Annotated in this window: 24 protein-coding genes; 9 read left to right on the top strand and 15 right to left on the bottom strand. The window is 68.7% G+C overall.

What is annotated here, in order from left to right; genetic code table 11:
- The first annotated feature begins 35 nt into the window (after window positions 1-35).
- Window positions 36-632: an isopentenyl-diphosphate Delta-isomerase gene (idi, locus tag IG65_RS0129650; RefSeq protein WP_231509513.1), complete on the top strand. Its 597-nt coding sequence runs from the start codon at window positions 36-38 to the stop codon at window positions 630-632.
- A 4-nt stretch (window positions 633-636) separates the two neighbouring features.
- On the opposite strand, the gene IG65_RS0129645 is transcribed toward idi, so the two are convergent.
- Window positions 637-1,872, bottom strand: coding sequence for a globin domain-containing protein (locus tag IG65_RS0129645; protein WP_030518248.1), 1,236 nt, complete (start codon window positions 1,870-1,872; stop codon window positions 637-639).
- 217 nt (window positions 1,873-2,089) lie between these two features.
- On the bottom strand, window positions 2,090-2,572 hold the full coding sequence (locus tag IG65_RS0129640; protein ID WP_030518247.1) for an Rrf2 family transcriptional regulator: 483 nt from the start codon (window positions 2,570-2,572) through the stop codon (window positions 2,090-2,092).
- A 151-nt stretch (window positions 2,573-2,723) separates the two neighbouring features.
- Here IG65_RS0129640 and ilvA point away from each other — a divergent pair, with 151 nt between their 5' ends.
- A complete protein-coding gene (ilvA, locus tag IG65_RS0129635; RefSeq protein WP_030518246.1) occupies window positions 2,724-3,944 on the top strand; it encodes a threonine ammonia-lyase in 1,221 nt (406 codons plus the stop codon).
- 7 nt (window positions 3,945-3,951) lie between these two features.
- On the opposite strand, the gene IG65_RS0129630 is transcribed toward ilvA, so the two are convergent.
- The 4 genes from IG65_RS0129630 to IG65_RS0129615 form a co-directional block, all read right to left on the bottom strand.
- On the bottom strand, window positions 3,952-4,275 hold the full coding sequence (locus IG65_RS0129630) for a multidrug efflux SMR transporter (protein WP_030518245.1): 324 nt from the start codon (window positions 4,273-4,275) through the stop codon (window positions 3,952-3,954).
- A gap of 52 nt (window positions 4,276-4,327) precedes the next feature.
- Window positions 4,328-5,743, bottom strand: a complete 1,416-nt coding sequence (argH, locus tag IG65_RS0129625) for an argininosuccinate lyase (RefSeq protein ID WP_030518244.1) — start codon at window positions 5,741-5,743, stop codon at window positions 4,328-4,330.
- On the bottom strand, window positions 5,740-6,672 hold the full coding sequence (locus IG65_RS0129620) for an SAM-dependent methyltransferase (protein WP_369801610.1): 933 nt from the start codon (window positions 6,670-6,672) through the stop codon (window positions 5,740-5,742). Before IG65_RS0129620 ends, argH begins: the two co-directional genes overlap by 4 nt.
- 266 nt (window positions 6,673-6,938) lie before the next feature.
- Window positions 6,939-8,141, bottom strand: coding sequence for an argininosuccinate synthase (locus IG65_RS0129615; protein ID WP_030518242.1), 1,203 nt, complete (start codon window positions 8,139-8,141; stop codon window positions 6,939-6,941).
- 319 nt (window positions 8,142-8,460) lie between these two features.
- On the opposite strand from IG65_RS0129615, the gene IG65_RS38105 reads away from it, so the two are divergent.
- A complete protein-coding gene (locus IG65_RS38105; RefSeq protein WP_156055842.1) occupies window positions 8,461-8,628 on the top strand; it encodes a hypothetical protein in 168 nt (55 codons plus the stop codon).
- 48 nt (window positions 8,629-8,676) lie between these two features.
- Here IG65_RS38105 and IG65_RS0129605 read toward each other — a convergent pair whose 3' ends face one another.
- Window positions 8,677-9,474 (bottom strand): maleylpyruvate isomerase family mycothiol-dependent enzyme, encoded by a 798-nt coding sequence (locus tag IG65_RS0129605; protein ID WP_030518241.1) that lies wholly within the window; start codon window positions 9,472-9,474, stop codon window positions 8,677-8,679.
- A 47-nt stretch (window positions 9,475-9,521) separates the two neighbouring features.
- Window positions 9,522-10,136, bottom strand: a complete 615-nt coding sequence (locus IG65_RS0129600) for a TetR/AcrR family transcriptional regulator (RefSeq protein WP_030518240.1) — start codon at window positions 10,134-10,136, stop codon at window positions 9,522-9,524.
- A gap of 72 nt (window positions 10,137-10,208) precedes the next feature.
- Here IG65_RS0129600 and IG65_RS0129595 point away from each other — a divergent pair, with 72 nt between their 5' ends.
- Window positions 10,209-11,078, top strand: a complete 870-nt coding sequence (locus tag IG65_RS0129595; RefSeq protein ID WP_030518239.1) for an NmrA family NAD(P)-binding protein — start codon at window positions 10,209-10,211, stop codon at window positions 11,076-11,078.
- Between the two features lie 173 nt (window positions 11,079-11,251).
- Window positions 11,252-12,058, top strand: coding sequence for an SAM-dependent methyltransferase (locus tag IG65_RS0129590; RefSeq protein WP_030518238.1), 807 nt, complete (start codon window positions 11,252-11,254; stop codon window positions 12,056-12,058).
- A 10-nt stretch (window positions 12,059-12,068) separates the two neighbouring features.
- Here IG65_RS0129590 and IG65_RS0129585 read toward each other — a convergent pair whose 3' ends face one another.
- Window positions 12,069-12,623, bottom strand: a complete 555-nt coding sequence (locus IG65_RS0129585) for a TIGR03086 family metal-binding protein (RefSeq protein WP_030518237.1) — start codon at window positions 12,621-12,623, stop codon at window positions 12,069-12,071.
- A gap of 77 nt (window positions 12,624-12,700) precedes the next feature.
- Here IG65_RS0129585 and IG65_RS0129580 point away from each other — a divergent pair, with 77 nt between their 5' ends.
- Entirely contained in the window at window positions 12,701-13,303 is a 603-nt protein-coding gene (locus IG65_RS0129580) for a TetR/AcrR family transcriptional regulator (protein ID WP_030518236.1), read from the top strand.
- A gap of 39 nt (window positions 13,304-13,342) precedes the next feature.
- Here the strand turns inward: IG65_RS0129580 and IG65_RS0129575 are convergent, their stop codons facing one another.
- From IG65_RS0129575 to argC, 6 genes are read right to left on the bottom strand one after another with little or no spacing between them, the layout of a single operon-like run.
- Window positions 13,343-13,816, bottom strand: coding sequence for an arginine repressor (locus IG65_RS0129575; protein WP_030518235.1), 474 nt, complete (start codon window positions 13,814-13,816; stop codon window positions 13,343-13,345).
- A 59-nt stretch (window positions 13,817-13,875) separates the two neighbouring features.
- Window positions 13,876-14,814 carry an ornithine carbamoyltransferase gene (gene argF, locus IG65_RS0129570; protein ID WP_030518234.1) on the bottom strand — a complete coding sequence of 313 codons (939 nt, stop codon included), beginning with the start codon at window positions 14,812-14,814 and terminating at the stop codon, window positions 13,876-13,878.
- A gap of 2 nt (window positions 14,815-14,816) precedes the next feature.
- Window positions 14,817-16,019 (bottom strand): acetylornithine transaminase, encoded by a 1,203-nt coding sequence (locus IG65_RS0129565; RefSeq protein WP_231509511.1) that lies wholly within the window; start codon window positions 16,017-16,019, stop codon window positions 14,817-14,819.
- The gene (gene argB / locus IG65_RS0129560) at window positions 16,016-16,951 is read right to left on the bottom strand and encodes an acetylglutamate kinase (RefSeq protein WP_051757197.1); all 936 of its coding nucleotides are present in this window, start codon (window positions 16,949-16,951) and stop codon (window positions 16,016-16,018) included. Before argB ends, IG65_RS0129565 begins: the two co-directional genes overlap by 4 nt.
- Entirely contained in the window at window positions 16,948-18,165 is a 1,218-nt protein-coding gene (gene argJ, locus IG65_RS0129555) for a bifunctional glutamate N-acetyltransferase/amino-acid acetyltransferase ArgJ (protein WP_030518231.1), read from the bottom strand. Before argJ ends, argB begins: the two co-directional genes overlap by 4 nt.
- Window positions 18,162-19,259, bottom strand: coding sequence for an N-acetyl-gamma-glutamyl-phosphate reductase (gene argC, locus IG65_RS0129550; protein WP_030518230.1), 1,098 nt, complete (start codon window positions 19,257-19,259; stop codon window positions 18,162-18,164). Before argC ends, argJ begins: the two co-directional genes overlap by 4 nt.
- Before the next feature lie 152 nt (window positions 19,260-19,411).
- Between argC and IG65_RS0129545 the strand changes: the two genes are divergently transcribed.
- The 3 genes from IG65_RS0129545 to IG65_RS0129535 all read left to right on the top strand — a co-directional run bounded on the left by IG65_RS0129545 (window position 19,412) and on the right by IG65_RS0129535 (window position 23,296).
- Window positions 19,412-20,179, top strand: coding sequence for an ABC transporter ATP-binding protein (locus IG65_RS0129545; protein WP_081879863.1), 768 nt, complete (start codon window positions 19,412-19,414; stop codon window positions 20,177-20,179).
- Window positions 20,173-22,521, top strand: coding sequence for an ABC transporter permease (locus IG65_RS0129540; RefSeq protein WP_030518228.1), 2,349 nt, complete (start codon window positions 20,173-20,175; stop codon window positions 22,519-22,521). The genes IG65_RS0129545 and IG65_RS0129540 overlap by 7 nt, the downstream gene beginning before the upstream one ends.
- Before the next feature lie 172 nt (window positions 22,522-22,693).
- On the top strand, window positions 22,694-23,296 hold the full coding sequence (locus tag IG65_RS0129535) for a flavodoxin domain-containing protein (RefSeq protein WP_051757195.1): 603 nt from the start codon (window positions 22,694-22,696) through the stop codon (window positions 23,294-23,296).
- The last annotated feature ends 363 nt before the right edge of the window (window positions 23,297-23,659 follow it).

Raw genomic sequence — 23,659 nt, 5'->3', positions numbered from 1 at the left:
CTTCACCTGGTGACAGCCGCCGATAAGGTGGGACCGTGACCGGCACCCACATCACCTCCACCGACAGCATGGTCGACCGCGAGTCCCTGCCCACCGACAGCACGGTCGACCGCGAGTCCCTGCCCGTCGAACTGGTCGACGAGCAGGGCCGCGCGACCGGAATCTGCCCGGTGTCCGATGCCCACACCGCGCCCGGGCGGCTGCACCGCGCGTTCTCGGTGCTGCTGTTCGGGCCGGACGGCCGGGTGCTGCTCCAGCAGCGGGCCACGGTCAAGACCCGGTTCCCGCTGCGCTGGTCCAACACCTGCTGCGGACATCCGGCGCCGGGGCAGTCCCTCGCCGAGGCCGCCGCGGTCCGGCTGGGTGAGGAACTGCGGGTGAGGGCGGAACTGCGCGAGGTCGGCGTCTATCGCTATCGGGCCGAAGATCCGGCGACCGGGCGGGTCGAGGACGAGTGGGATCATGTGCTGATCGGCGAGTTCGCCGGCGTGCCCGACCATCCCGACCCGGCCGAGGTGGCCGCGGTGCGCTGGGCGGAGCCCGATCGACTGGAGGCCGATATCGCCTCCGCCCCAGCGGATTTCACTCCCTGGTTGCACGGAGTGCTCGCCGCGGCGCGCGCCGGCCGCTGACCGCTCAGAGATCCAGCAGCCAGTCGTTGGGCGCGAACAGCTCGAAGTGGACCCGTTCGTCGGACACACCGGCCGCCTTCAGCTGGGCCCGTGCCGCCTGCAGGAAACCGGTGCCGCCGCACAGATAGATGTCGGCGTCCTCGGGCAGGTCGATACCGGCCAGCGACAGCAGGCCCGCGTGCGCACCGGCGGTGGGCTCCTCGTACCAGACGTGCAGCTCGGCATCCGGTAGACCGGCGACCAGATCGGCCTGGGTGCCGCGCAGCGGGTGCGTGGACGCGGCGCGGTCGGCGTGCAGCGCCAGCACGCGGCGCGGCGACCCGGCGGCCGCGAGATATTCCAGGATTCCGACCATCGGGGTGACGCCGATACCGGCCGAGATGAGCACCAGCGGCGTCCGCGCGGCGGTGTCGATGGTCAGATCGCCGAACGGCAGCGTGATCTGCAGCCGGTCGCCCACCTCGACGTCGGTGTGCAGCCACGACGACACCTCACCCTCGGGGCGGTCGCCGACGGCGGTGACACGGCGCACCGCGAAGGCCAGCCGGCCCGCGCCGGGAGCGTTGACGAGGCTGTACTGGCGCAACTGCCGGGCGCCGTCGGGCAGATCGGCGCCGACCGAAACATATTGTCCCGGAACGAAGTCGGGAAGCGGCGCGGCCGCGTCGGCGGATTCCACGACGAAGGTGACGGTCTCGGCGGGGTCCTCGACGCGCTGCACCACCCGGACCTCACGGAAGACCGCGCCCGGTTCGACACCGGCGCCCGAGTACAGCTCGTTCTCGAATCCCATCAGGGTGTCGGCCATGAGCCAGTAGACCCGGTCCCAGGCGGCCGCGACCTCGGGGGTGACCGCCTCGCCCAGCACGTGCACGATCGCCGCGAACAGATGCTCGTGCACGATCGGATACTGGTCGGGCACCACCCCGAGCGAGGCGTGCTTGTGCCCGATGCGGGCCAGCAGCTGGCGCGGATGCGGCAGGTTCGGATCGACGAGGTGGGTGGCGAACGTGGCGATCGAGGCGGCCAGCGCGCGCTGCTGCTCCCCCTGGGCCTGGTTGCCGCGATTGAAGACGTTGCGCAGCAGATCGGGGTGTGCCGCGAAGAGACGCCGATAGAACTCGGCGGTGATGTCGTCGATCCGCGCCCCGATCACCGGCAGGGTCGCCCGCACGATCTCGGCGTGATGCGGTTCCAGTTCGGCGCTGGTGTCCAGGGCCGATGTCGACGCGGTCGTCATGGTGAAACTCCTCTTCGAGCAACAATTCCGGTGCATCACCGGGCGAATTCCACGGTAACCATTTCGGGTGCCTCGAATCCATTTTTGAGCCCGTGTGTTCAATTACGGTTCCGGGTGCGGATTATGTTGTCCCCGCCACATTTTCGTTCGAATACAGCGAAATGCGCTGTGCTCCCGAAGATGTTGGTGCACAGCGCATTACGAGGATGCGATGATGTCAGGACACGGCGGGAATATCGGCCGCGAAACCGCCGAACGGCAATTTCGGGGACGCCGACAGATGCAGTAATTGCTGTGTGCGCTGATCGACCAGATCACTGAGGGTGTAGCGGTCGAGTTCTCGATAGAACGACTCCTGCGCCTCCGCCAGGATCCGCCGCAGGCGGCACGCCCCGGCCATCGGGCACGGGTGCTCGCCCACACAGTCGACCACCTCGGCCGCCCCCTCGAGGCCGCGCACGATCTGCCCGACGGTGGCGGTGCGACCGGCGTCGGTGAGGAAGATGCCACCGGCGCGGCCGCGCTGCGAGGCCACCAGGCCCAGCTCGGAGAGTTTGGTGACGGCCTTGGCGACGTAGTGCTCGGAGGCGTTGACCTGCCGGGCGATCAGCTTCGCGGTAACCCGCTCCTCGACGCCGCTGCTCACCGCGAGCCGCATCATCGCCCGCAGCCCCAGATCGGTGAATCGCGACAACTGCATTCCCCCAGGCTACTTAATTCCGCCTTTCAAAAGCGCATTCAGCGGTGTGCGTTCAATTACCCCGCATCGTGCGGATTTTGCGGGCCGGCTCACACCACCATCGCGCGCCCGGCTGCGGAGATTCACCGCAGGTGTCTGGCAGCATGGCCGCATGGAGCTGATCGGATTCGATCGCATCAGCGCGGCCCGGCAGATGCTGGCGCCCGTCATCCGCCGCACCCCGGTGATCGCCTCGCGGGTGCTGTCCGAGCGGACCGGCGCCGATGTGCGGCTCAAATGCGAGAATTTGCAGCGGACGGGGTCGTTCAAGCCGCGCGGCGCGTACTTCCGGATCGCGAATCTCGCCCCGGCAGAACGCACCCACGGGGTGGTGGCCGCGAGCGCCGGCAATCATGCGCAGGGAGTCGCTTGGGCCGCAACGACTTTGGGCATCGCCTCGACGGTGTTCATGCCGGTGGGAGCGCCTCTGCCCAAACTCGTCGCCACTCGCGCCTACGGCGCCACCGTTCATCAGGTGGGCGAGACGGTCGACGAGGCGCTGCTCGCGGCCCAGGAATTCGCCGATCGCAGTGGGGCGACGCTGATCCATCCCTTCGACCATCCGGATATCGTCGCGGGCCAGGCGAGCGTCGGATCGGAACTGCTGGAACAGTTTCCGGACGTCGGGACCGTACTGGTGCCGACCGGGGGCGGCGGACTGCTCGCGGGGGTCGCCGCGGCGCTGCACCCGGTCGCACCGCAGGTGCGGGTGATCGGCGTGCAGGCGGCGCTGGCGGCAGCTTGGCCCGATTCGCTGCGTACCGGGGAACCCGTTGCCCTGCAGCGTATGTCGACCATCGCCGACGGCATCGCCGTCGGGCGACCCGGTGAGGTGCCGTTCGCCCATGTCATCGCCCATCAACCGACGATCGTCACCGTCGGCGAGGACACGCTCTCGGCGGCCGTGCTGCTGTGCCTGGAACGGGCGAAACTCGTCGTGGAACCGGCGGGCGCGGCGGCGGTCGCGGCGCTGCTGAGCCTGCCCGCCGAGGAACTGCGCCTGCGCGGACCGGTCTGCGCGATCATCTCCGGCGGCAATGTGGATCCGATCCTGCTCACTCGCATCATCGGCCACGGGCTCAGCACCGGCGGGCGCTACCTCGCCGTGCGGATCACCATTTCGGATCGGCCGGGCAGTCTGAGCCGGTTGCTCGATGCCGTCGCCGGCACCGGCGCGAATGTGCTCGACGTGGTGCATTCGCGCACTCCCGCCGTTCTGGCCATCGACGAGGTGGAGGTGCAGCTGACCCTCGAGACCCGCGGCCCCGCCCATCGCGACGATGTTCTCGACGCGCTCGAGCGGGCGGAATACGCTGTGCGCGTTCAGGACTGAGCGCGCGTCAGTGCGCGCCGCCCAGTTCCAGCGCCAGCACCCCGGCGATCAGCAGCGCGATGCCGCCGATCTGCACCGCGGACAGCGGCTCGTCGAGAAACAGCACGCCGATCGTGGCGACCAGCGCCACCCCGATCGCCGACCACACCCCGTAAGCGACACCGACCGACATCCCCCGCTTCAGCGCCTGCGACAGGAAGATGAACGCCGCCACGTAGCCGACCACCACGACGAGGGAGGGCACCAGCTTGGTGAACCCCTCGGACAGCTTCAGCGACACCGTCGCCGACACCTCGGTCACGATGGCCAATCCGAGAAAGAGGAACATCATGCGCGCACGATATCGGGCGCGGTGACCGAAGCGCGGGCAACCACCCGCTGGGTCAGCGCAACCAGGTACGTGCTTCGGCGGCGGTGCCGCGGACCTCGCCCAGCTGTTCGGCGACCCGCACCCCGGCGGTGCCACCGCGGGAGTTGCGGGAGGCGATGGACCCCTGCACCGTGAGCACCTCGCGTACCTGCGGCGTCAACGCCGGATCCACGGCGGCGAACTCGGCATCGGTGAGCTCGTCCAGCCCGACGCCCCGGGCCTCGGCGGCGCGCACGCACGCACCGGCCGCCTCGTGCGCCACGCGGAACGGAACGCCCTGGCGCACCAGCCATTCCGCGATATCGGTGGCCAGGGTGTACCCGGCGGGCGCCAGTTCCGCCATCCGCTCGGTATGGAAGGTCAGGGTGGAGACGAGACCGGCGATGGCGGGCAGCAGAAGTTCCAGCTGCGCCACCGAATCGAACAGCGGCTCCTTGTCCTCCTGCAGGTCCCGGTTGTAGGCCAGCGGTTGCGCCTTGAGGGTGGCGAGCAGGCCGGTGAGGTTGCCGATCAGGCGCCCGGCCTTACCGCGGGTCAGCTCCGACACGTCGGGATTCTTCTTCTGCGGCATGATCGACGATCCGGTGGACCAGGCATCGGCGAGGGTGATGTAGCCGAATTCCGGTGTGCTCCAGATGATGATCTCCTCCGCCATGCGCGACAGATCGACCGCGATCATCGCGAGGACGAAGGCGGCCTCGGCGGCGAAGTCGCGCGCGGAGGTCGCATCGATCGAATTGGCCGCGGCCGCATCGAAATCCAGGTCGGCGGCGATGGCCTCGGGATCGAGCCCCAGCGACGATCCGGCCAGCGCGCCCGAACCGTACGGGGAGATCGCCGCGCGCTTGTCGAAATCGCGCAGCCGGTCGACGTCGCGCAGCAGCGGGTGCGCGTGGGCGAGCAGCTGGTGCGCCAGCAACACCGGCTGGGCCGCCTGCAGGTGGGTCTTGCCGGGCATCACCGCATCCGGATGCGCGGCGGCCTGCTCGACCAGGGCGTCGACGACCTCGAGCACGCCGAAGGCGATGCGGCGCACCGCATCACGCAGCCACATGCGGAACAGGGTGGCCACCTGATCGTTGCGGGAGCGCCCCGCGCGCAACCGGCCGCCGAGTTCGGCGCCGACCCGATCGATCAGACCGCGCTCGAGCGCGCCGTGCACATCCTCATCGGATTCGGCCGGAGTGAAGGCGCCGGAGGCGACATCTGCCGCGAGCCGGTCGAGTCCGTCCAGCATGCCCGCCAGATCGGCCTCCGACAGCAGTCCGGCCTTGTGCAGCACACGAGCGTGGGCCTTGGACGCACGAATGTCGTAGGGCGCCAGCGCCCAGTCGAAATGGGTCGATTTGCTCAGCGCCGCCATGGCCGCGGCGGGGCCGGAGGCGAAACGCCCACCCCACAGCGCGCCCTCGTTGGTGGCTTGGCTCATCGGTTCTCGTCTCCTCGTGTGGCGGTCATCAGAATGTGGCGGTTCAGTTCGGCGCGAGCGGCCTCGGGCTGCTCGCGGCCGTGGTCGGACAGAACGGCGACCGGATCGCCGGCCGTCACGGCCCAGCCTTGCGCGGTGAACCAGTCGCGCGGGTCGGTACGGCCCTCCCACGGGTACCAGAGTTCTTCGAGGTTCAGCGTGATCCCGGCCTCGGCGAGCAGTCGCTTGCGACGCTCCCGCATCGCTTGCAGTGCGGGCGAATCCTCGCTCCGCCCGCGCCCGATGTTCAGGGCGATCCGGCTGCCGGGCGCGCTGAGCGCCGCGATATCGCCGAACAGCCGGTCCTGCGCCTCGCCGGGCAGGTAACACAGCAGTCCCTCCGCCAGCCAGGCGGTCGGTGCGGTGGGATCGAAACCGTTGTCCCACAGCTCCTTCGGCCAATCCTGGCGCAGATCCACGCCGATCGCGCGCCGGTCGACGGCGGGTTGCTCATCGGCGAGCACGGAGTTCTTGAACTCCAGCACCTTCGGCTGGTCGATCTCGAAAACCACAGCGCCGGAAGGCCATTCGAGCCGATAAGCGCGGGCGTCGAGTCCGCTCGCGAGGATCACGACCTGCCGGATACCGGCGGCGGAGGCGGCAGCGAAGTACTCGTCGAAGTACACCGTGCGCGCGATGAGCATCGCGGCCAGCGAGCTGTAGGCAGGCCCGCCCTCGCCGGCGGGATCCGCACCGGCCGATGTCGCCGCGACCTGAGCGCGCATGATGTGGCTCCAGCCCGAACCGGCGGCCTCGACCAGACGCGCGGCGTAGGGATCACGGAACAGCGCATCGCGGCGCCGGGTCTCGGCCGCCCGCATCGCGGCCACACCGATGGCGGTCGCGCCGACACTTTCGGTGATATCCCAGCTGTCGTCGTCACTGCGCACGGACATCTCCTCCCGTTCGGGCTGCGTCGCCTTCTACACGATGCGCACCCTGCGGTCGTGCGGTTTCACCCGGTGGCAGGCTACTCCGCGGCTGGTGCGGCGCCGGACTCCGCATCACGGATGTACACGCTCGGCGAGGAGTGGGTGCGGCCGGATCACGGCGACTCCCCGCCGGAGGCGATCCGGCATCGCGGCGACGACCGGCTGCCGCTGCTCCCGACCGGACGCACGGCTCGGCCGATCGTGCGGCCGAGCCCGCCGGTTTCCTACTTCTTGGACAGGTCCCGGCGCGCGGCGACCTTGGAGGACAGGCCGTGGATCTGGACGAAGCCCTTGGCCAGCGACTGGTCGAAGCTGTCGCCCTCGTCGTAGGTGGCCAGGTTGAAGTCGTAGAGCGACTCCTCGCTGCGGCGGCCGTTGACGACGACATTGCCGCCGTGCAGCACCATGCGCACCTCACCGGAGACATGCTGCTGAGTGTCGCGCACGAAGGCGTCCAGGGCCCGCTTGAGCGGGGAGAACCACAGGCCGTCGTAGACCAGCTCGCCCCAGCGCTGCTCGACCTGGCGCTTGTAGCGGCCGAGTTCGCGCTCGACGGTGACGGCCTCGAGTTCCTGGTGCGCGGTGATCAGCGCGATGGCGCCCGGCGCCTCGTAGATCTCGCGGCTCTTGATGCCGACGAGGCGGTCCTCGACCATGTCCAGCCGGCCCACGCCCTGGCGACCCGCGCGCTTGTTGAGTTCGGTGATGGCCTCGAGCACGCTGACCGGGCGGCCGTCGATCGCGATCGGCACACCCTTGTCGAAGGTGACGATCAGTTCGTCGGGCGCCTCGAAGTTGACGGTCGGGTCGACGGTGTAGTCGTAGACGTCCTTGGTCGGCGCGTTCCACAGATCCTCGAGGAAACCGGTCTCCACCGCGCGGCCCCAGAGGTTCTGGTCGATCGAGAACGGCGACTTCTTGCTGACGGTGATCGGCAGCGCGTTCTCCTCGGCGAAGGCGATGGCCTTCTCCCGGGTCCACGCGTAGTCGCGCACGGGGGCGATGACGTTCAGATCGGGCGCTAGCGCGCCGATGCCGACCTCGAAGCGAACCTGGTCGTTGCCCTTACCGGTGCAGCCGTGCGCGACGGTGGTCGCGCCGTGGTACTCGGCCGCCTCGACCAGGTGCTTGACGATCAGCGGGCGGCTGATCGCGGACACCAGCGGGTAGCGGCCCATGTAGAGGGCGTTGGCCTGCACGGTCGGCAGGCAGTACTCGTCGGCGAATTCGTCGCGGGCGTCGACCACGATGGCCTCGACCGCGCCGCAGTCCAGTGCGCGCTGGCGCACCACGTTCATGTCCTCGCCGCCCTGACCCAGATCGATCGCGACGGCGACCACCTCGGCCCCGGTCTCCTTGCCGATCCAGCTGATGGCAACGGAGGTGTCCAACCCGCCGGAATAGGCGAGTACGACGCGATCGGCCATATCTGATGCTCCTCAGGTTCGTGCGTATGCGTAGGGGGTGCGCGATGTCACCGGTGCGATGTGCCGCCGCTACCCGCCCTCGGACGGCTCACATCAACTGCAAATGATTATGCATGATGATGCAATCCCATTCATAACCGGGGGTGGGGACATTCCCGTCCGGGCGCCCCGGCGCCCCGGCCGGCCCGGACCGCGGATCGGACAACCGCGGACATTCACCCCGAAACCCGTGAGCGTCAATGAGATTGCCGCAACCGGGTATCACCGATATGTCACCCTGATAGCGAACGACCCCAGATGCCCCGGGAAAGGCGGACCCATGCTCTCCACGTTTGCGGGTTATTTCGGCACGATCGGCTCGGACGTGCTGGCGATCGGCCAATCGGTGATCACCCTCATCTCCGACCTCATCGGCGCGGGCGGCGCGGGCACGCCGGGCGGCGGCTTCGGCGGGAACTACCCGCCCGGGCAGTATCCGCTGGCCTGAGCCGCGGGACCCGAGCGCCGGGCCTGCGGCTCGTTGCGGGCCCGCTACTCACCCGAAGCTGACCCGATCGAGCCAGAAGTCGAACAGTTCCCGGTCGCCCAGGATCTCGATATCGGCGTCCTCGACCGGCCGGCGCCGATAGATCACCAGCAGGAGTTCGGTGAGCGGCCCGCGAATCGCGACCGCGGCGCGCTCGTGGGCGCGCCGCCAGCCGATGGCGTCGCCGGTGAGATCGACGATCCATTCGGCTTGCAGCTCCTCGGACGTGTCGGTGGCATGGAAGTGCAGCGTGCGACCGGGCCCCAGCAGTTCCCGCGCCTCCGGCTTGTAGTCGAACATCACCGGCAGCGAGCCCAGTTCCAGCCATTCGTCGATGGCGTCCGCGGCCACATCCGGCGCGGCGTGATATTCGGCACCCAGCGCGAGCGTGGCATCCGCGCGATGGATCAGCGTTTCGTGGGTGAAGCGGCGGGCATAGAAGTCCGTGGTCGGCACGACCGGCACCGGCGTCCAGAGCGCGAGGCCGGGCCCCGCCTCGAGCAGTTCGGCGGACAGCTCCGCGGCACCCTCGGCGAGCCAATCACGCAATTGTTCGGGGTCCTCGTCCAGATATCCGGACAGATCCCGGAACGCGAAGTCGTCCTCCGGCAACGGTTCTCGAACCCGGCCGGCCACGGCCACCCGTGCCCACCGCTGCGCACCGCCGAGGTGGCGTCCCAGCTGGCCCACGGTCCAGCCCGGACACGTCGGGACGGGAAGCGCGGTATCGGCATGCGCGACTGTGGCTCGCAGCAAGTCGGTTTGGGCAACGATCTCATCGCAGTACCGCTCGAAGGTCAGCGCCATGCGCACACCCTACGGACGGGCACCGACAGATTCACCGACTCGACGCGTCAGGCGTGCCCGAGTACTCCGGTGACGATCCGGCGAATTCGCTCGTGGTCCGGATCGGTCGTGGCCGGTTGCCGTTCGGGCCACTCGCCCGGCGCTTCCTCGATGCCGAACAGGACCGCCGTGAAGCGCGGATGGATTGCGAGAGAGAAGATTTCGTCGACGGCGGCGAGCGCCTCGGATTCGGGCAGCTGCCACTTCGCCGCCACGAATGCGGCGAGATTGCGCCGGGTGGTCGCGAAGATGGCGTCGTAGAAATCGGCGGCGGCCGCCGGTACCCGCTCCGCCTCGGCGATCACCAGCCGGCAGGTGCGCACCGACTGGACCCACACCACCGACCGGAGGAATCCGACGCAGTATCCGGTCACCGCGGCCAGTCGGTCGTCACCGTAGTCCTCGGGAGTCCCCAGCCGGTTCAGATGCAGCCCGCGCACGAAGTCGACGACGGCGAGGAACAGCGCGTCCTTGTTCTCGAAATGCGCGTACAGGGTTCGCTTCGAGGTTTCGGCGCGCGCGGCCAGCACATCCATCGACGTCCGCTCGAACCCCACCTCGAGGAAGACGTCCTTGGCCGTCCACAGGATGTGTTCGCGCAGCCGATCACCACGCCTCGCCATGCGGTCTTCCCTTCCGTCAAAGTAAACGGTACGGTGTAGTTTACTTACGTCGCACTCGTCCAGGAGTAGTTCATGATCGTCGTAACCACACCTACAGGCAGTATCGGACACCAGGTCCTCGATCTCGTCGCCGGCAGCGACCAGCCGATCCGGGTGATCGCCCGCGATCCGGCGCGCCTGGCTCCGCACCTCCGCGAGCGGGTCGAGGTGGTCCAGGGATCGACCTCCGATCGCGAGGTCGTCGCCGCCGCGGTGAAGGGCGCCGACACCGTGTTCTGGCTGGTTCCGCCGAATCCGTCGGCGCCCAGCGTGCCCGGTCACCTGCTGGAATTCGTGACGCCGCTGTGCGAGGCGCTCGACAGCATCGGCCGGATCGTCGCCGTGTCGAGCCTCGGTCGCGCCAACGGCCGCAAGGCGGGCCAGATCTCGGCGATTTTCGCGATGGACGCGCTGATCGAGAGCAGCGGAGTGCATTACCGGTCGCTGTGCCCGCCCGGATTCATGGACAATATGCTGCGGCAGGTCGATCCGATCCGGAACCTCGGCACCTTCTTCGGCACCGTATCCGGCGATCGCCGGTTGCCCGCCTGTGCCACACGGGATATCGCGGGCGTCGCGGCCCGGCTGCTGCTCGACGATTCCTGGACCGGACAGGACAGCGTGGAGATCCGCGGTCCGGAAGATCTGTCGCACAACGATATGGCGCGCATCATGTCCGAGGTACTCGGCCGCCCGATCGGCTACCAGCAGGTCTCGGCGGCCGACTACACGGCATCGCTGACGGCGCACGGGATGAGCGCGGCCTGGGCGCAGGGGCTGGCGGATATGTCGGCCGCCGTCGACGACGGCCTCTACGACACGCCTCGCACACCGGAATCCTACTCCCCCACCGGTTTCCGGCAGTGGTGCGAGGAGGTGCTCGCTCCGGCGGTCGCCGGCTGATTCGCCCGATTCGGTCGTCGGGTCCGGAATGTCGCCCGCACCATCGGCGGCCGCCGTTCCGGATCCCCAAACCCTTTGATCGGCAACGCCTTCCGGTCGGCGCGGAATCCGTGCACGAGCGCTTGATTTCGAATACCATCCGATCGAGACGATCCCGTGCCGACAGGAATGTAATGAACGCGTCCGACAGCAGTGCGACCTCCGATGCCGAGGCGCCCAGCAGTGCCCGCATCTACGACTACGCACTGGGCGGCAAGGACAACTACGAAGTCGACCGCCGCGCCCTCGAGAAGGTCATGGAAGGCTTTCCGACGGTACGGATCGCGGCCCGGCACAACCGGCAATTCATGCACCGCGCGGTCGACGCCCTCGCCGATGCCGGGGTGAAGCAGTTCCTCGACATCGGCACGGGCATCCCGACCGAACCCAATCTGCATCAAGTGGCACAGGAGCGCGCGCCGGAGGCCCGCGTGGTGTACGTCGACAACGACCCGGTGGTGCTGGCACACGCGCGTGCCCTGCTCGCGGGATCGCCCGAGGGCCGCACCGCCTACATTCAGGCCGACCTCACCGATCCCGAGGCGATCCTGGCCGCACCGGAATTGCGCGAGACCCTCGATCTGGCCAGTCCGGTGGCGTTGAGCCTGGTCGCGGTGCTGCATTTCCTGTCCGCCGAACAGAATCCGGCCGGCATCCTCGAGACTCTGCTCGACAACCTCGCGCCCGGCTCGTTCGTCGTCGCGTCACACATCACCGCCGATCTGGATCCGGAAGGGATGGACCGGGCGCTCGAGATGTATCGCCGCAGCGCCGTGTACGCGCAGGCCCGCACCCGCGACGAATTCGCCGCCTTCTTCGACGGCCTCGAACTGCTGGATCCGGGCGTGGTCGCGGTCAACCGCTGGCGTCCCGGCATCGAGCCCCCGTCCTGGCTCGACGCCCAGGTCAACTGCTGGGGCGCGGTCGCCCGCAAGCCGTAGCGTTCGACGCTCAGCCACGCCAGTCCGGGTCGCGGCCGAGGAGGGCGACGATACGGTCCAGTGGCGGGCGTGATTCGTCCTCGGCCAGCCGGGGCCGGTAGGCGCCGCCGGGGCCGGTGAGCGGGCTGCCGGGCGCGGTGATCGACCGGGCGATCGGCAATGCCACCGCCGCCAATCGCTGCGGGACGGGACAGGGACGGTGCAACGCCCGCGCGAGGTCCCAGCGGTGAGTGAGCATGTCCACCAGATGGATGCCCAGCACTCGTTCGGTGGCGAGCGGGCCGGACCGCGGCAGTTCCACGACCTCACCGGAGCGCTCGATCGCCGCGACCCACCGGGCCGTGACGTGCGCGAACGCGGCGCGCGGATCGTCCGCGAATTCGGCCGAGGTGCCGAGCACGGAGGAGTTGACCGCCTCGTGCCGCTCGTTCATATGCGTGATCAGGTCGGCGACATTCCATCCCGCGCACGGCGTCGGCGCGGTGAGATCCGCGTCCTCGAGTGTGACCACATCGTGGCCGATCAGGGCCAGAGCCATCGCGTCCAGCCGCAGAAGTTCGCTCATCACAACACCTTTCACTGTTTAGCATACGAGCGTTCGCCAAATGACTATAGCGAACGATCGGACGCTATGCTGAACGGATGTCACCTCGCCGTTCCGCCGTCGACGCATCTCGCACGCGAGAGCGCATCGTCTCCGTCGCCGTCGAGCAGGCCTCGCTGAGGGGCCTGGAGGGTGTGACGATCGGATCGCTCGCCGAGAGCCTGGAGATGAGCAAGGCCGGCGTCGTCGGCCCCTTCGGCTCGCGGGAACAGCTGCAACTCGCCGCCCTGGAACAAGCCGGGAAGATCTTCCGCGAGGCGGTGATCGCACCGCTGGAAGGATTGCCGCCGGGCACCGAACGGCTGGGCCGGCTGATCGACAACTGGATCGCCTATCTGGCCGAATGCCCTTTTCCCGGAGGCTGTTTCGTCACCGCGGCCTCGACCGAACTCGACGGCCGGCCGGGAGTGCTCCGCGATCGCCTCCGCGCGTACGTGGACGGCGCTCGCGCAGCGCTGGCATCCGAAATCGTTGCCTGCCGAGCAGAATCGGACGGCCCCCATCGCCCGGTGGACGAACTGGTCACGACTGTCATCGGAATCACGATGGCGGTCAACCAGGAGATTCAACTGCTGGACGACCCCCGCGCCGCCGATCGCGGGCGGGCGGCGCTTCGAGCCGCCTTGGGGCTGGCGCCGTGAAGCAGACGTCCGAGCCGGGTCGATCTCCGATTCGGCCGTCTACGCCAAATGTTCGATCTTCGCGGCCAGTTCGGCACCCGTCATGGGTTCGCGGGCGATGACCGCGATGGTGTCGTCACCGGCGATGGTGCCGACTACTTCGGGCAGGGCCGCGCGGTCGAGTGCGCTGGCCAGGAAGTGCGCCGCACCCGGCGGCGTGCGCAGGACAGCGAGGTTGCCGCTGTGGTCGGTGGAGACCAGCAGGTCGCCGAGCAGTTTGGAGAGCCGGGACGTGCCGCCGGTGACGCCGCGCACGGGGCTGCCGTCCTCGGGGACGACGTAGATGCCGGCGCCACCGTCGGCGGCGCGCAGTTTCACCGCGCCGAGTTCGTCCAGATCACGCGACAGGGTGGCCTGGGTGGTTTCGATGCCCTCGTCGGCGAGCAGGGCCGCCAACTCGGTCTGGCTGCGAACCGCGTTGGCGGACAACAGTTCCACGATGCGCTGCTGGCGCCCGGCGCGGGTGCGTGCGATGGCCGGGCCGGTGCGCGGACCCTCCGATCGGGCGCCCGACCCGTTCGTTCTCGCGGTGCTCACGCCGCACCGCCCGATCGTCGCTCCAGCAACCACACCAGCAGCGCCTTCTGCGCGTGCAGCCGGTTCTCGGCCTCGTCCCACACGGCACTGTGCGGGCCGTCGAGCACCTCGTCGGTGATCTCCTCGCCCCGATGCGCCGGAAGGCAATGCAGCACAACCACATCCGAGGCGGCATGGGCGAGCAGTTCGGTGTTCAGCTGGAACGGGCGGAACGGGCCGACCCGGTCGAGGCCGTCGTTCTCCTGTCCCATCGAGGTCCAGGTGTCGGTGACCAGGGCGTCGGCGCCGGTGGCCGCTGCGACCGGATCCTCGGTCAGGGTGATCGTGGCGCCGGTTTCGGCGGCCCGTTTGCGGGCGGCCTCGAGCACCCAGTCGTACGGCTGGAACCCCTCGGGCGCGGCGATGGTGATATCCAGTCCGGCGGTGACGCCGCCCAGCAGCAGCGAATGCGCCATATTGTTCGCGCCGTCGCCGAAGTAGGTGAGTTTGCGCCCGGCGAGTTCGCCCTTGTGTTCCCGCAACGTCAGCAGATCGGCCAGCACCTGGCACGGATGGAATTCGTTGGACAGCGCGTTCACCACCGGAACCGTTGCCGCCGAGGCCATCTCGTCGAGCCGGTGCTGTTCGAAGGTGCGCCAGACGACCGCGTCGACGTAGCGCGACAGCACCCGTCCCGTATCGGCGAGGGTTTCCTCGCGGCCCAGCTGGGTGTCGCGGCCGTCGACCACCACCGCGTGCCCGCCGAGTTGCGCGATGCCCATCTCGAAGGAGAACCGGGTACGGGTGGAGTTCTTCTCGAAGATCACACCCACCCCGCGCGGCCCCTCCAGCGGCCGACGGGAAATCGGCGCGGCCTTCAATTCCGCTGCCAGCGCTAAGATTTCGGCCTGTTCGGCGGGCGTGACGTCGTCGTCACGCAGGAAATGCCGCACCATGGTCACTCACTCTCCTGGGAAGCCGCGTCGAGGATGCCGGGCAGGTCGGCGAGGAAGCCCTGCGCCTGCGCCTCGGTCAGGATCAGCGGCGGGGCCAACCGGATCACATTCGGCTTCGGCGGGTTGATCAGATAGCCGGCGGCACGCGCGGCCGCCTCGACCTTCGCCGAAACGTCCTCGGTCAGTTGGATTCCGATCAGCAGCCCCGCGCCGCGCACGTGGTCGACCAGCGGATGGCCGAGTTCCTCGATGCCGTCGATCAGCGTCTTGCCGACCGATTCGACGTGCGCGGCCAGCCCCTGCTCGTCGATGGTCCGCAGCACCGCCAGCGCCGCCGCGGCGCTGACCGGATTGCCGCCGAAGGTGGTGCCGTGCAGTCCGGGGGTGAGCAGTTCCGCCGCCCGGCCCTGCGCCAGCACCGCGCCGATGGGCAGACCGCCACCGAGCCCCTTGGCCAGCGTGATCACATCGGGCACGATGCCCGCGGCCTGATGCGCGAAAAACGGTCCGGTGCGGCAGATTCCGGTCTGCACCTCGTCGAGGATCAGCAGCGCGCCGTGCTCGGAGGTGATCCGGCGGGCCTCGGCCAGATAGTCCAGCGGCGGCACCACCACACCGCTCTCCCCCATGATCGGCTCGAGGAAGACCGCGGCGGTATCGGAGTCCACCGCGGCGGCCAGCGCGGCGGCGTCACCGTAAGGCACGTGCACGACACCGGGCGGCATCGGTTCGAACGGCGCCCGCTTCGACGGCTGCCCGGTGAGCGCGAGCGCGCCCATGGTGCGGCCGTGGAAGGCCTCGTCGCAGGCGACGATCTTGTGCCGCCCGGTGAGGCGCGCGATCTTGAACGCCGCCTCGTTGGCCTCGGTGCCCGAATTGCAGAAGAACGCCCGGCCGTTGCCGTCACCGAAATGCGCGAGCAGTTTCTCGGCCAGTTCCAGAACCGGTTCGCTCACATACAGATTCGAGACGTGGCCGAGGGTGCCGAGCTGCTGGGTGACAGCATCCACGATCGCCGGATGGGCGTGGCCCAGGCTGTTGACCGCGATACCGCCCAGGAAGTCGACGTAGCGGTTGCCCTCGGCGTCGTAGACGACCGCGCCCGAGCCGCGCACCAGCGCCACCTTCGGGGTGCCGTAGTTGTTCATCAGCGCGGACGACCACCGCTGCTGCAATTGCTCTGTGCTCATGACGTTGTCGCTCATGACGTTGTCGTTCCTGCCGTCTCGGGTGGGGTCACCATCGTTCCGATACCTTCCCCGGTGAACAGTTCCAGCAGTACCGCATGGGGTACCCGGCCGTCGATCACATGTGCGGTCGGGACACCGGCTTGCACCGCGCGCAGGCAGGCCTCCATCTTCGGCACCATGCCCGCGTCCAGGCTCGGCAGCAGGGCGGCCAAGGCGTCGGTGTCGATATGGGTGGTCAGCGACGAGCGGTCGGGCCAATTCGTGTACAGGCCTTCGACATCGGTGAGTACCACCAGCTTCTCCGCGCCGATGCCCTGGGCCAGCGCGGCGGCGGCGGTGTCGGCGTTGATGTTGTGCACTACGCCGTCGGCATCGGGCGCGATGGTCGAGACCACCGGAATGCGCCCGGCGCGAACGAGATCCAGCACCGCGTCCGGGTTGACGGCGGTGACGTCGCCGACCAGGCCGATATCGGTCTGCTCGCCGTCGACGGTGACGGTGCGGCGGGTGGCGGTGAACAGCCGCGCGTCCTCACCGGAGATGCCGACCGCGTACGGGCCGTGCGCGTTGATCAGCCCGACCAGTTCCCGGCCGACCTGACCGAACAGCACCATCCGCACCACATCCATCACCTCGGGGGTGGTGACGCGGAAGCCGCCGCGGAATTCGCCCTGCAGCCCCAGCTTCTTCAGCATGGCGCTGATCTGCGGGCCACCGCCGTGCACCACCACCGGGTGCACGCCGACGGTGCGCAGGAACGCCATATCGGCGGCGAAGGCGTGTTTGAGGGTGTCGTCGACCATGGCGTTGCCGCCGTATTTGACGACCACGATCTTGTCGCGAAACTTCTGCAGCCACGGCAGCGCGCCGGCCAGCACGTGCGCCTTGTCCAGCGCCGACAGGTCCTGGGTGGTCACCGGAACCTCCGGTGTCGCTTCGGTGGTCATGAGCTGTAGGCCGAATTCTCTTCGACGTAGCCGTGCGAGAGGTCGGTGGTGCGCACGGTCGCGGTGCCCTCGCCGAGCCCCAGTTCCACCAGCACCGCGATATCGGGCCCGGACAGGTCCACCTCACGTGCGCCCGGAGCGCCGGTTCCGTTGACGCACACCGGATTTCCGTTGAACGACACGGTGACCCGATCGGGATCCAGTTCGATGGGGGCGATGCCCACCGCGGCCAGCACCCGGCCCCAGTTCGGATCGGAACCGAAGAACGCTGTCTTGACCAGCGAGTCGCGGGCGACCGCGCGGGCGGCGATCAGCGCCTCGTCCTCGCTCACCGCACCGGTGACGGTGATCTCGACGCGCTTGGTGACGCCTTCGGCGTCGGCCATCAGCTGCGCGGCGAGGTCGTCGCAGACCGCCAGCACCGCGGCGTCGAGTTCCTCCTGGCTCGGGGTGACGCCGCTGGCTCCGTTGGCCAGCAGCAATACGGTGTCGTTGGTCGAGCAGGAGCCGTCGACGTCGAGCCGGTCGAAGGTCAGCCGGGTGGCATTGCGCAGCGCCGTATCCAGCTGCTGCGGGGTGGCGGCGGCGTCGGTGGTGATTACGACCAGCATGGTGGCCAGGGACGGGGCGAGCATGCCCGCGCCCTTGGCCATCGCGCCGACATTCCATTTGTCGGCGTGATGGAACGCGGTCTGCTTCGGCACGGTGTCGGTGGTCATGATGGCGTGCGCGGCGTCGGTGCCGCCGGACAGGCCGCCCGCCATCTCGTGCACGATCTCGGTCACGCCGGGCAGCAGTTTGTCCATCGGCAGCCGGTCACCGATCAAACCCGTTGAGCAGACCGCGATTTCGCCCGCGCCGGTTTCGGTTCCCCAGTTGCTCAACGCTTTCGCCAGTTCCTCGGCGGTGGCGTGGGTGTCCTGGAATCCGCCCGGGCCGGTGCAGGCGTTGGCGCCGCCGGAATTGAGGATCACCGCGCGCAGCCGCCCGCTGGTGAGCACCTGCTGCGACCACAGCACCGGGGCGGCCTTCACCTTGTTGCGGGTGAACACACCCGCCGCGGCATAGTCGGGTCCCTCGTTGAAAACCAGTGCCAGATCGAGCTTTCCGTTGGCCTTGATGCCGGCTGCGATGCCGGCGGCCCGGTATCCGAGCGGTGCGGTCACACCCTGGGTGCGGACCAGTTTGCCGCCGGCGATATCGGTGTCGGTCACGGTGCCACTCCTACGGTGGAAAGTCCGGCGGTCTCCTCGAGACCGAGAGCGAGATTCATCGATTGCACCGCGGCGCCCGCGGTGCCCTTGGTCAGATTGTCGATGGCGCCGATCACCACCAGCGTGCGGGCGGCGGTGTCGACGGCGACCTGCAGGGTGATGGCGTTGGAACCGACCACCGAACCGGTCTGTGGCAGTACGCCTTCGGGCAGCAGGTGGATGAACGGTTCGTCGCCGTATGCCTTGTCGTAGATCGCGCGGGCGGCGGCCAGGTCGGCCACCGCGCCCGCGGCGTCGGGGCGCAGGCGCGCGGTGCAGGTGGCCAGGATGCCGCGCGGCATCGGGGCCAGCACCGGCGTGAAAGAGACTGTGACATCGCCGATGTCGGCGCCCGTCGCCGCGGCCGCGGCCTTCAGGTTCTGCGCGATCTCGGGGGTGTGCCGGTGCGCGCCGGCGATGTTGTAGGCGCGGACCGAGCCCATCACCTCCGAACCCAGCAGCCCCACGTCGAGTTTGCGGCCCGCGCCCGAGGTGCCGCTCACGGCGACCACGGTCACATCCGGTTCGACGATGCCCGCCCCGACCGCCGGGGCCAAGGCCAGACTCGACACCGTCGGATAGCAGCCCGGGACCGCGATGCGAGTGGCCCCGCGCAGCTGTTCGCGCGCGCCGGGCAGCTCGGGCAGACCGTAGGGCCAGCTACCGGCATGCGGGGATCCGTAGTAGGTCTCCCAGTCCTGCGGGTCGGTGAGCCGGAAATCGGCGCCGCAGTCGATGATCACCGTGGACTCCGGCAGCTGCTGCGCGATGGCCGCGGACTGCCCGTGCGGCAGCCCGAGGAACACCACATCGTGCCCGGCCAGCACCTCCGCCGTGGTCGCCTCGAGGACGCGATCGGCCAGCGGCAGCAGATGCGGCTGCAATTGCGCCAGCTTGGTCCCGGCATTGGATCCCGCGGTCAGCGCCCCGATCTCGAGGCGCCCGGCTCGGTACTCCGGATGCCCCAGCAGCACACGCAGGACCTCACCGCCCGCGTATCCGCTCGCACCAGCTACCGCGACCCGCACCACGGGCCCACTCGAGGTATCCGCCATGTGATGATTATGCACGATCATGCAAGCTCATTCACGGGCGGGTTGCGGATCCATGCGCGCGGGATCGCTTCGGCCGGCGAATACCCAGTTCGGCAACGATATGTGACAACCGGCCCTTCCCGCCGTAACAGCCGGTTCGCGACGCTGAGATCATGAATCGCCGCACCCACGCGGATCCGTTGCTCGCGGCCGAGGCCGCCGCGGCATCGGGTGCGCCCGCGCTACGAATGACAGGAGTCGGTAAGACCTACGGTTCCGGTGCGGGCCAGGTGGTCGCGCTGCGCGATGTGGATCTGAAGATCCGGCCGGGCGAGTTCGTGGTGATGCTGGGTCCGTCGGGGTCGGGTAAGACCACGTTGCTGAACCTGGTGGGCGGGATCGAGGAGCCCTCGGGTGGTGTCGTCGAAGTGGCGGGCATGGATATCGGCGCGCTGAACGACAAGCAGCGCACCGCCTTCCGGCGGGACCGCGTCGGATTCGTCTTCCAATTCTTCAATCTGGTCCCGACCTTGACCGCGCTGGAGAACGTGGAAATACTGGCGGAGTTGACGGGGCCGGATGCCGCCGCCCGCAGTCGCGCCGCGCTGAACCTCGTCGGTGTCGCAGATGTCGCCGAGCGATTTCCGGGACAGCTGTCGGGTGGACAGCAGCAGCGAGTGGCCATCGCCCGGGCGATCGTGAAGGAACCGCCGCTGCTGCTGTGCGATGAACCCACCGGCAGCCTCGACCTCACCACCGGCCGACAGGTGCTGGCCGTATTGCGCGGTCTCGCGCGGGAGGGCCATCACACCGTCCTGATCGTGACGCACAACTCCGAAATCGCCCGGATGGCCGACCGCGTGGTGTGGCTCCAGTCGGGTGAGATCAGCCGTTCCGAGTGGGTGGACCATCCGGTCGAGGCGTCGGAGTTGCAGTGGTAGGCCGGACGCTGCTGCGCAAGCTGCGCCGGGATCTATGGCGGCAGCGCTGGCAGTTCCTGGCCGTCGCCACGGTCCTGGCCATCGGCGTCGCGGCGTTCGTCGCGGCCGCGAGCGCCTACCGCAATCTCGATCAATCCTTCTCCCGGGCCTACAGTGCGCAACGACTGCCCGACGCGGTCGTCTCCGGCCCGGGCGCCGGACAATCCGTTGCGGCATTCGAGGCGCTACCGGGCGCGCCGGTGGCCGAGGTCAGGCATCAGAGCGAGGTCGGTATTCGCATCGGCGGGCGAACCTTCCTCGGCCGCGCGATCGGTATCCCGGACGGGTCACAGCCCGAGGTCTCCCGGCTCTCGATGCGGTCGGGAACACTGCCGTCGGCGGGCCGGCTCGTGGTCGAACAGCACCTCGCCGATCACTACGATCTGCACCCCGGCGACAGCGTCGAACTTCTGAATCCCGGCGGCTGGCAAGCGATTCCGGTGGCGGGTTCGGCGTTGTCGACGGAGTACTTCTGGCCCGCCCGCTCCACGCAGGAGATCATGACCACCCCCGAGCACTTCGGCGTCGTGTTCCTTCCCGACCGCGATCTGGTCCGGAATCTGCCCGATCCGGTGGAACAGGTCGCGTTGTACGCGACCGATCGTGCTGCGGCGGGTGATCTGGTCAATGCAGTCGAACGCTACACGCGAGCACACGGACTGCAGCTTGTCCCGCGCGATCAGCAGCCGTCGTATCGAGCGTTGCAGGACGACGTCGAGGCATTCGGGACCTTCGCGAATCTGTTGCCGTGGTTGTTCCTGGCCGCAGCGGTGCTCGGTACCTACGTGCTGCTGTCCCGCGTGGTGGCAGCGCAGCGGGCAGTCATCGGAACCCTCGCTGCCAACGGCTTCTCCGCCGGGCTACTGCGCCGGCATTACCTCGGATACGGCGTGGCGTGCGCGGTGCTCGGCATCGTTCCCGGCCTGGCCGGGGGCTATCTACTCGGCGGCTGGATCACCACCCGCTATACCCAGGCTCTCGGACTGCCCTTGCATGTGACCGCATGGCATCCGGGCATCCTGTTCGTCGCTTCCGCCGCGACCCTGGCCGCCGCGACCGTTGCCGCGTGGGCGCCCGCGCGGGCCGCAGCGCGAATGTCGCCCGCCGAGGCCATGCGAGTCGCGCCGCCGTCCCGGCGCGGAGGACGCAGCGTCCTCGAACGCCTCGTTCCACCGCTCGAACGCGCACCGGCACGCTGGCGGATGATGCTGCGGGCCGTGCTGCGGAATCGTCGCCGCGCGGTGTTGACCATCGTCGGTGTGGCCGTCTCGGTGAGCCTGGTGATGGTGTTCGCCGGGTTGCGCGACACCGTCGCGACACTCATCGACCGGCAGTACGGCCGGATCATGCTGCAGGACGGCGAGATCGCGACCGCCCCCGGCTCTACCGATTCGGTGCTGACCCGCGTCCGGCAGGACCCCGACGTCGCCGCGGCCGAGCCGATGGGCCGCTACGACGTGGCACTCTCGGCCGGGGATCGTCACTACGACACCCTCGTGATCAGCTTGCCGCCCGCGACGCAGATGCACCGGTTCATCGCAGAGTCCGGTTCGAACCAGTTGTCCGACAAGGGTTTACTGCTCGGCTCGGGGCTGCACGACACCCTGGGCGTCTCGGTCGGGGACACCGTCGATGTCGCCGATACCGCTACCGGACAACACCTATCGGCACCGATCGCCGGATTCGTCGACGAGCCGCTGTCCCCGGTTGTGTACGTTTCGGCCGACTACCTGCGGCAGGCTATCGGTCCCGTACCGGATACGGGCGTGCTGGTAAAACTGCGGCCCGGCGTGACCGATGAGCGCGCCGTCTCCGATCGGCTCACCACGATCCCCGGTGCGGTCGCGTACCTTTCCACGGCCACCGTGGCCTCGGCCATGCGGCAGGCATTCGCGATGTACGACACGCTGGTGGGAATCATGCTGCTTTTCGCCGCCGCCATGGCCGCGGCGCTGCTCTTCAACGCGATGTCGGCCAACATCGGCGAGCGGCTGGGAGAACTCGGCGCCCTGCGGGCGGCGGGCATGGGTACCGGCATGCTGTCGCGCCTGATCGCCGCCGAGAATCTCGTCCTCGTCGTGGTCGGCATTCCGCTCGGCATCGGGTGTGGCATCCTGCTCGCCCGCAGGCTGCTGGCCACCTACGAAAACCAGGGCGCCCGTCTCGAATTGGCGATGAGTTCGCCGACACCGGCACTTGTCGCGTCAGCCGTTCTGGCCGCCGCGATCACCGTCCAACTTCCCGCACTGCGCCGCGTCCGCAACCTCGACATCGCCCGCATCGTTCGCGAGCGCTCACTCTGACGAGGAGCGCTCCGGCCGGCGTGGCGGACCGCCCGAGCAGCACCGGAGCCATCCGGCTGTCCCCGCTGCCGCCGGATCGCATCCGTTGCCGCAGAAGCCGACGACGAAGGTCGCCTAAGCGATGGGACCGAGGACCCTGCCCGAACGATCACCCTGGACGGACAGTTGGTCTATGGCATCCGATCAGAGCGAGCACACGGTACTCATCGTCTACGCCTCCGCGGCGGGTTCGACCGCCCAGATCGGCGAGTTCATGGCGCGCCGGATGCGGGACGCGGGATTGCACGTCCGGGTGGAGCCGGTGGATCGGGCACCGGACCCCGGCGGCTTCGAGGCGGTCGTGCTGGGCAGCGCGATCCACAACGGAGGCTTTTTACCCGGGTTCGCCGACTACATCGAGCGCTATGCGACCACCTTGAGACAACGCCCGAACTGGTTGTTCAGCGTCGGCATGGGGCCGGCCCTGCGTGGCCCGGTGGGAGCGTTCTTCAAACGCCTCACACCGCCCGTCGTCACCGAATGCCGGACTTCGGCCGGCAGCAAGGGATATCGCGGTTTCGCCGGTGTCGTCGTCCGGCCCCCTGAGCTGCGCAACCGGCTGCTGATCCGCCTGTTCGGTTGCCCGTACGGCGATCTACGCGATTGGGCCGCGATCACGGCTTGGGCCGACGAGATCATCTCGTGGATCGACGATGCCCTGCCCGCTACTCGATTCCCGGCGACCCGCGACCCGGCGGACACCACGATCGGCGACGGCAATCCGGGCCTGGCCTGAGCCGCACCGGACCCCGTCGGCGCACGATCCCTGCGGATCGCTGAATATGTTGTGCTACAGGGTCATTCGATATCCCCGAGCTGGCCACGCCGCCGATCGGACGACGGCGCCGATGATCGCGCTGCCGATGACGGCCTCAGCAAGGCCGGGTAGGCAGCCGGTGATCATCGCGGCGATCGGCTGAATGTGGCGATCTTCGCGGGCGATCACGGCGTTCCGGACTTCGGGCGGGGGGTGTTCGGAAAATGGGTTGGCGCCGGATATCGGAGTTGTTAATCTTCTGCGGTCCGACCTGATCACGCGAGGGGGTGAGTCCCATTTTCACGACATTCCTTGGGCGCTCCCCGTTCTCACGATCGGACG

The sequence above is a fragment of the Nocardia sp. NRRL WC-3656 genome, from assembly GCF_000720265.1.
Classification (GTDB): domain Bacteria; phylum Actinomycetota; class Actinomycetes; order Mycobacteriales; family Mycobacteriaceae; genus Nocardia; species Nocardia nova.
Note: the sequence above shows the minus strand (reverse complement) of the source record. Positions and strands in the feature narration are given on the sequence as shown.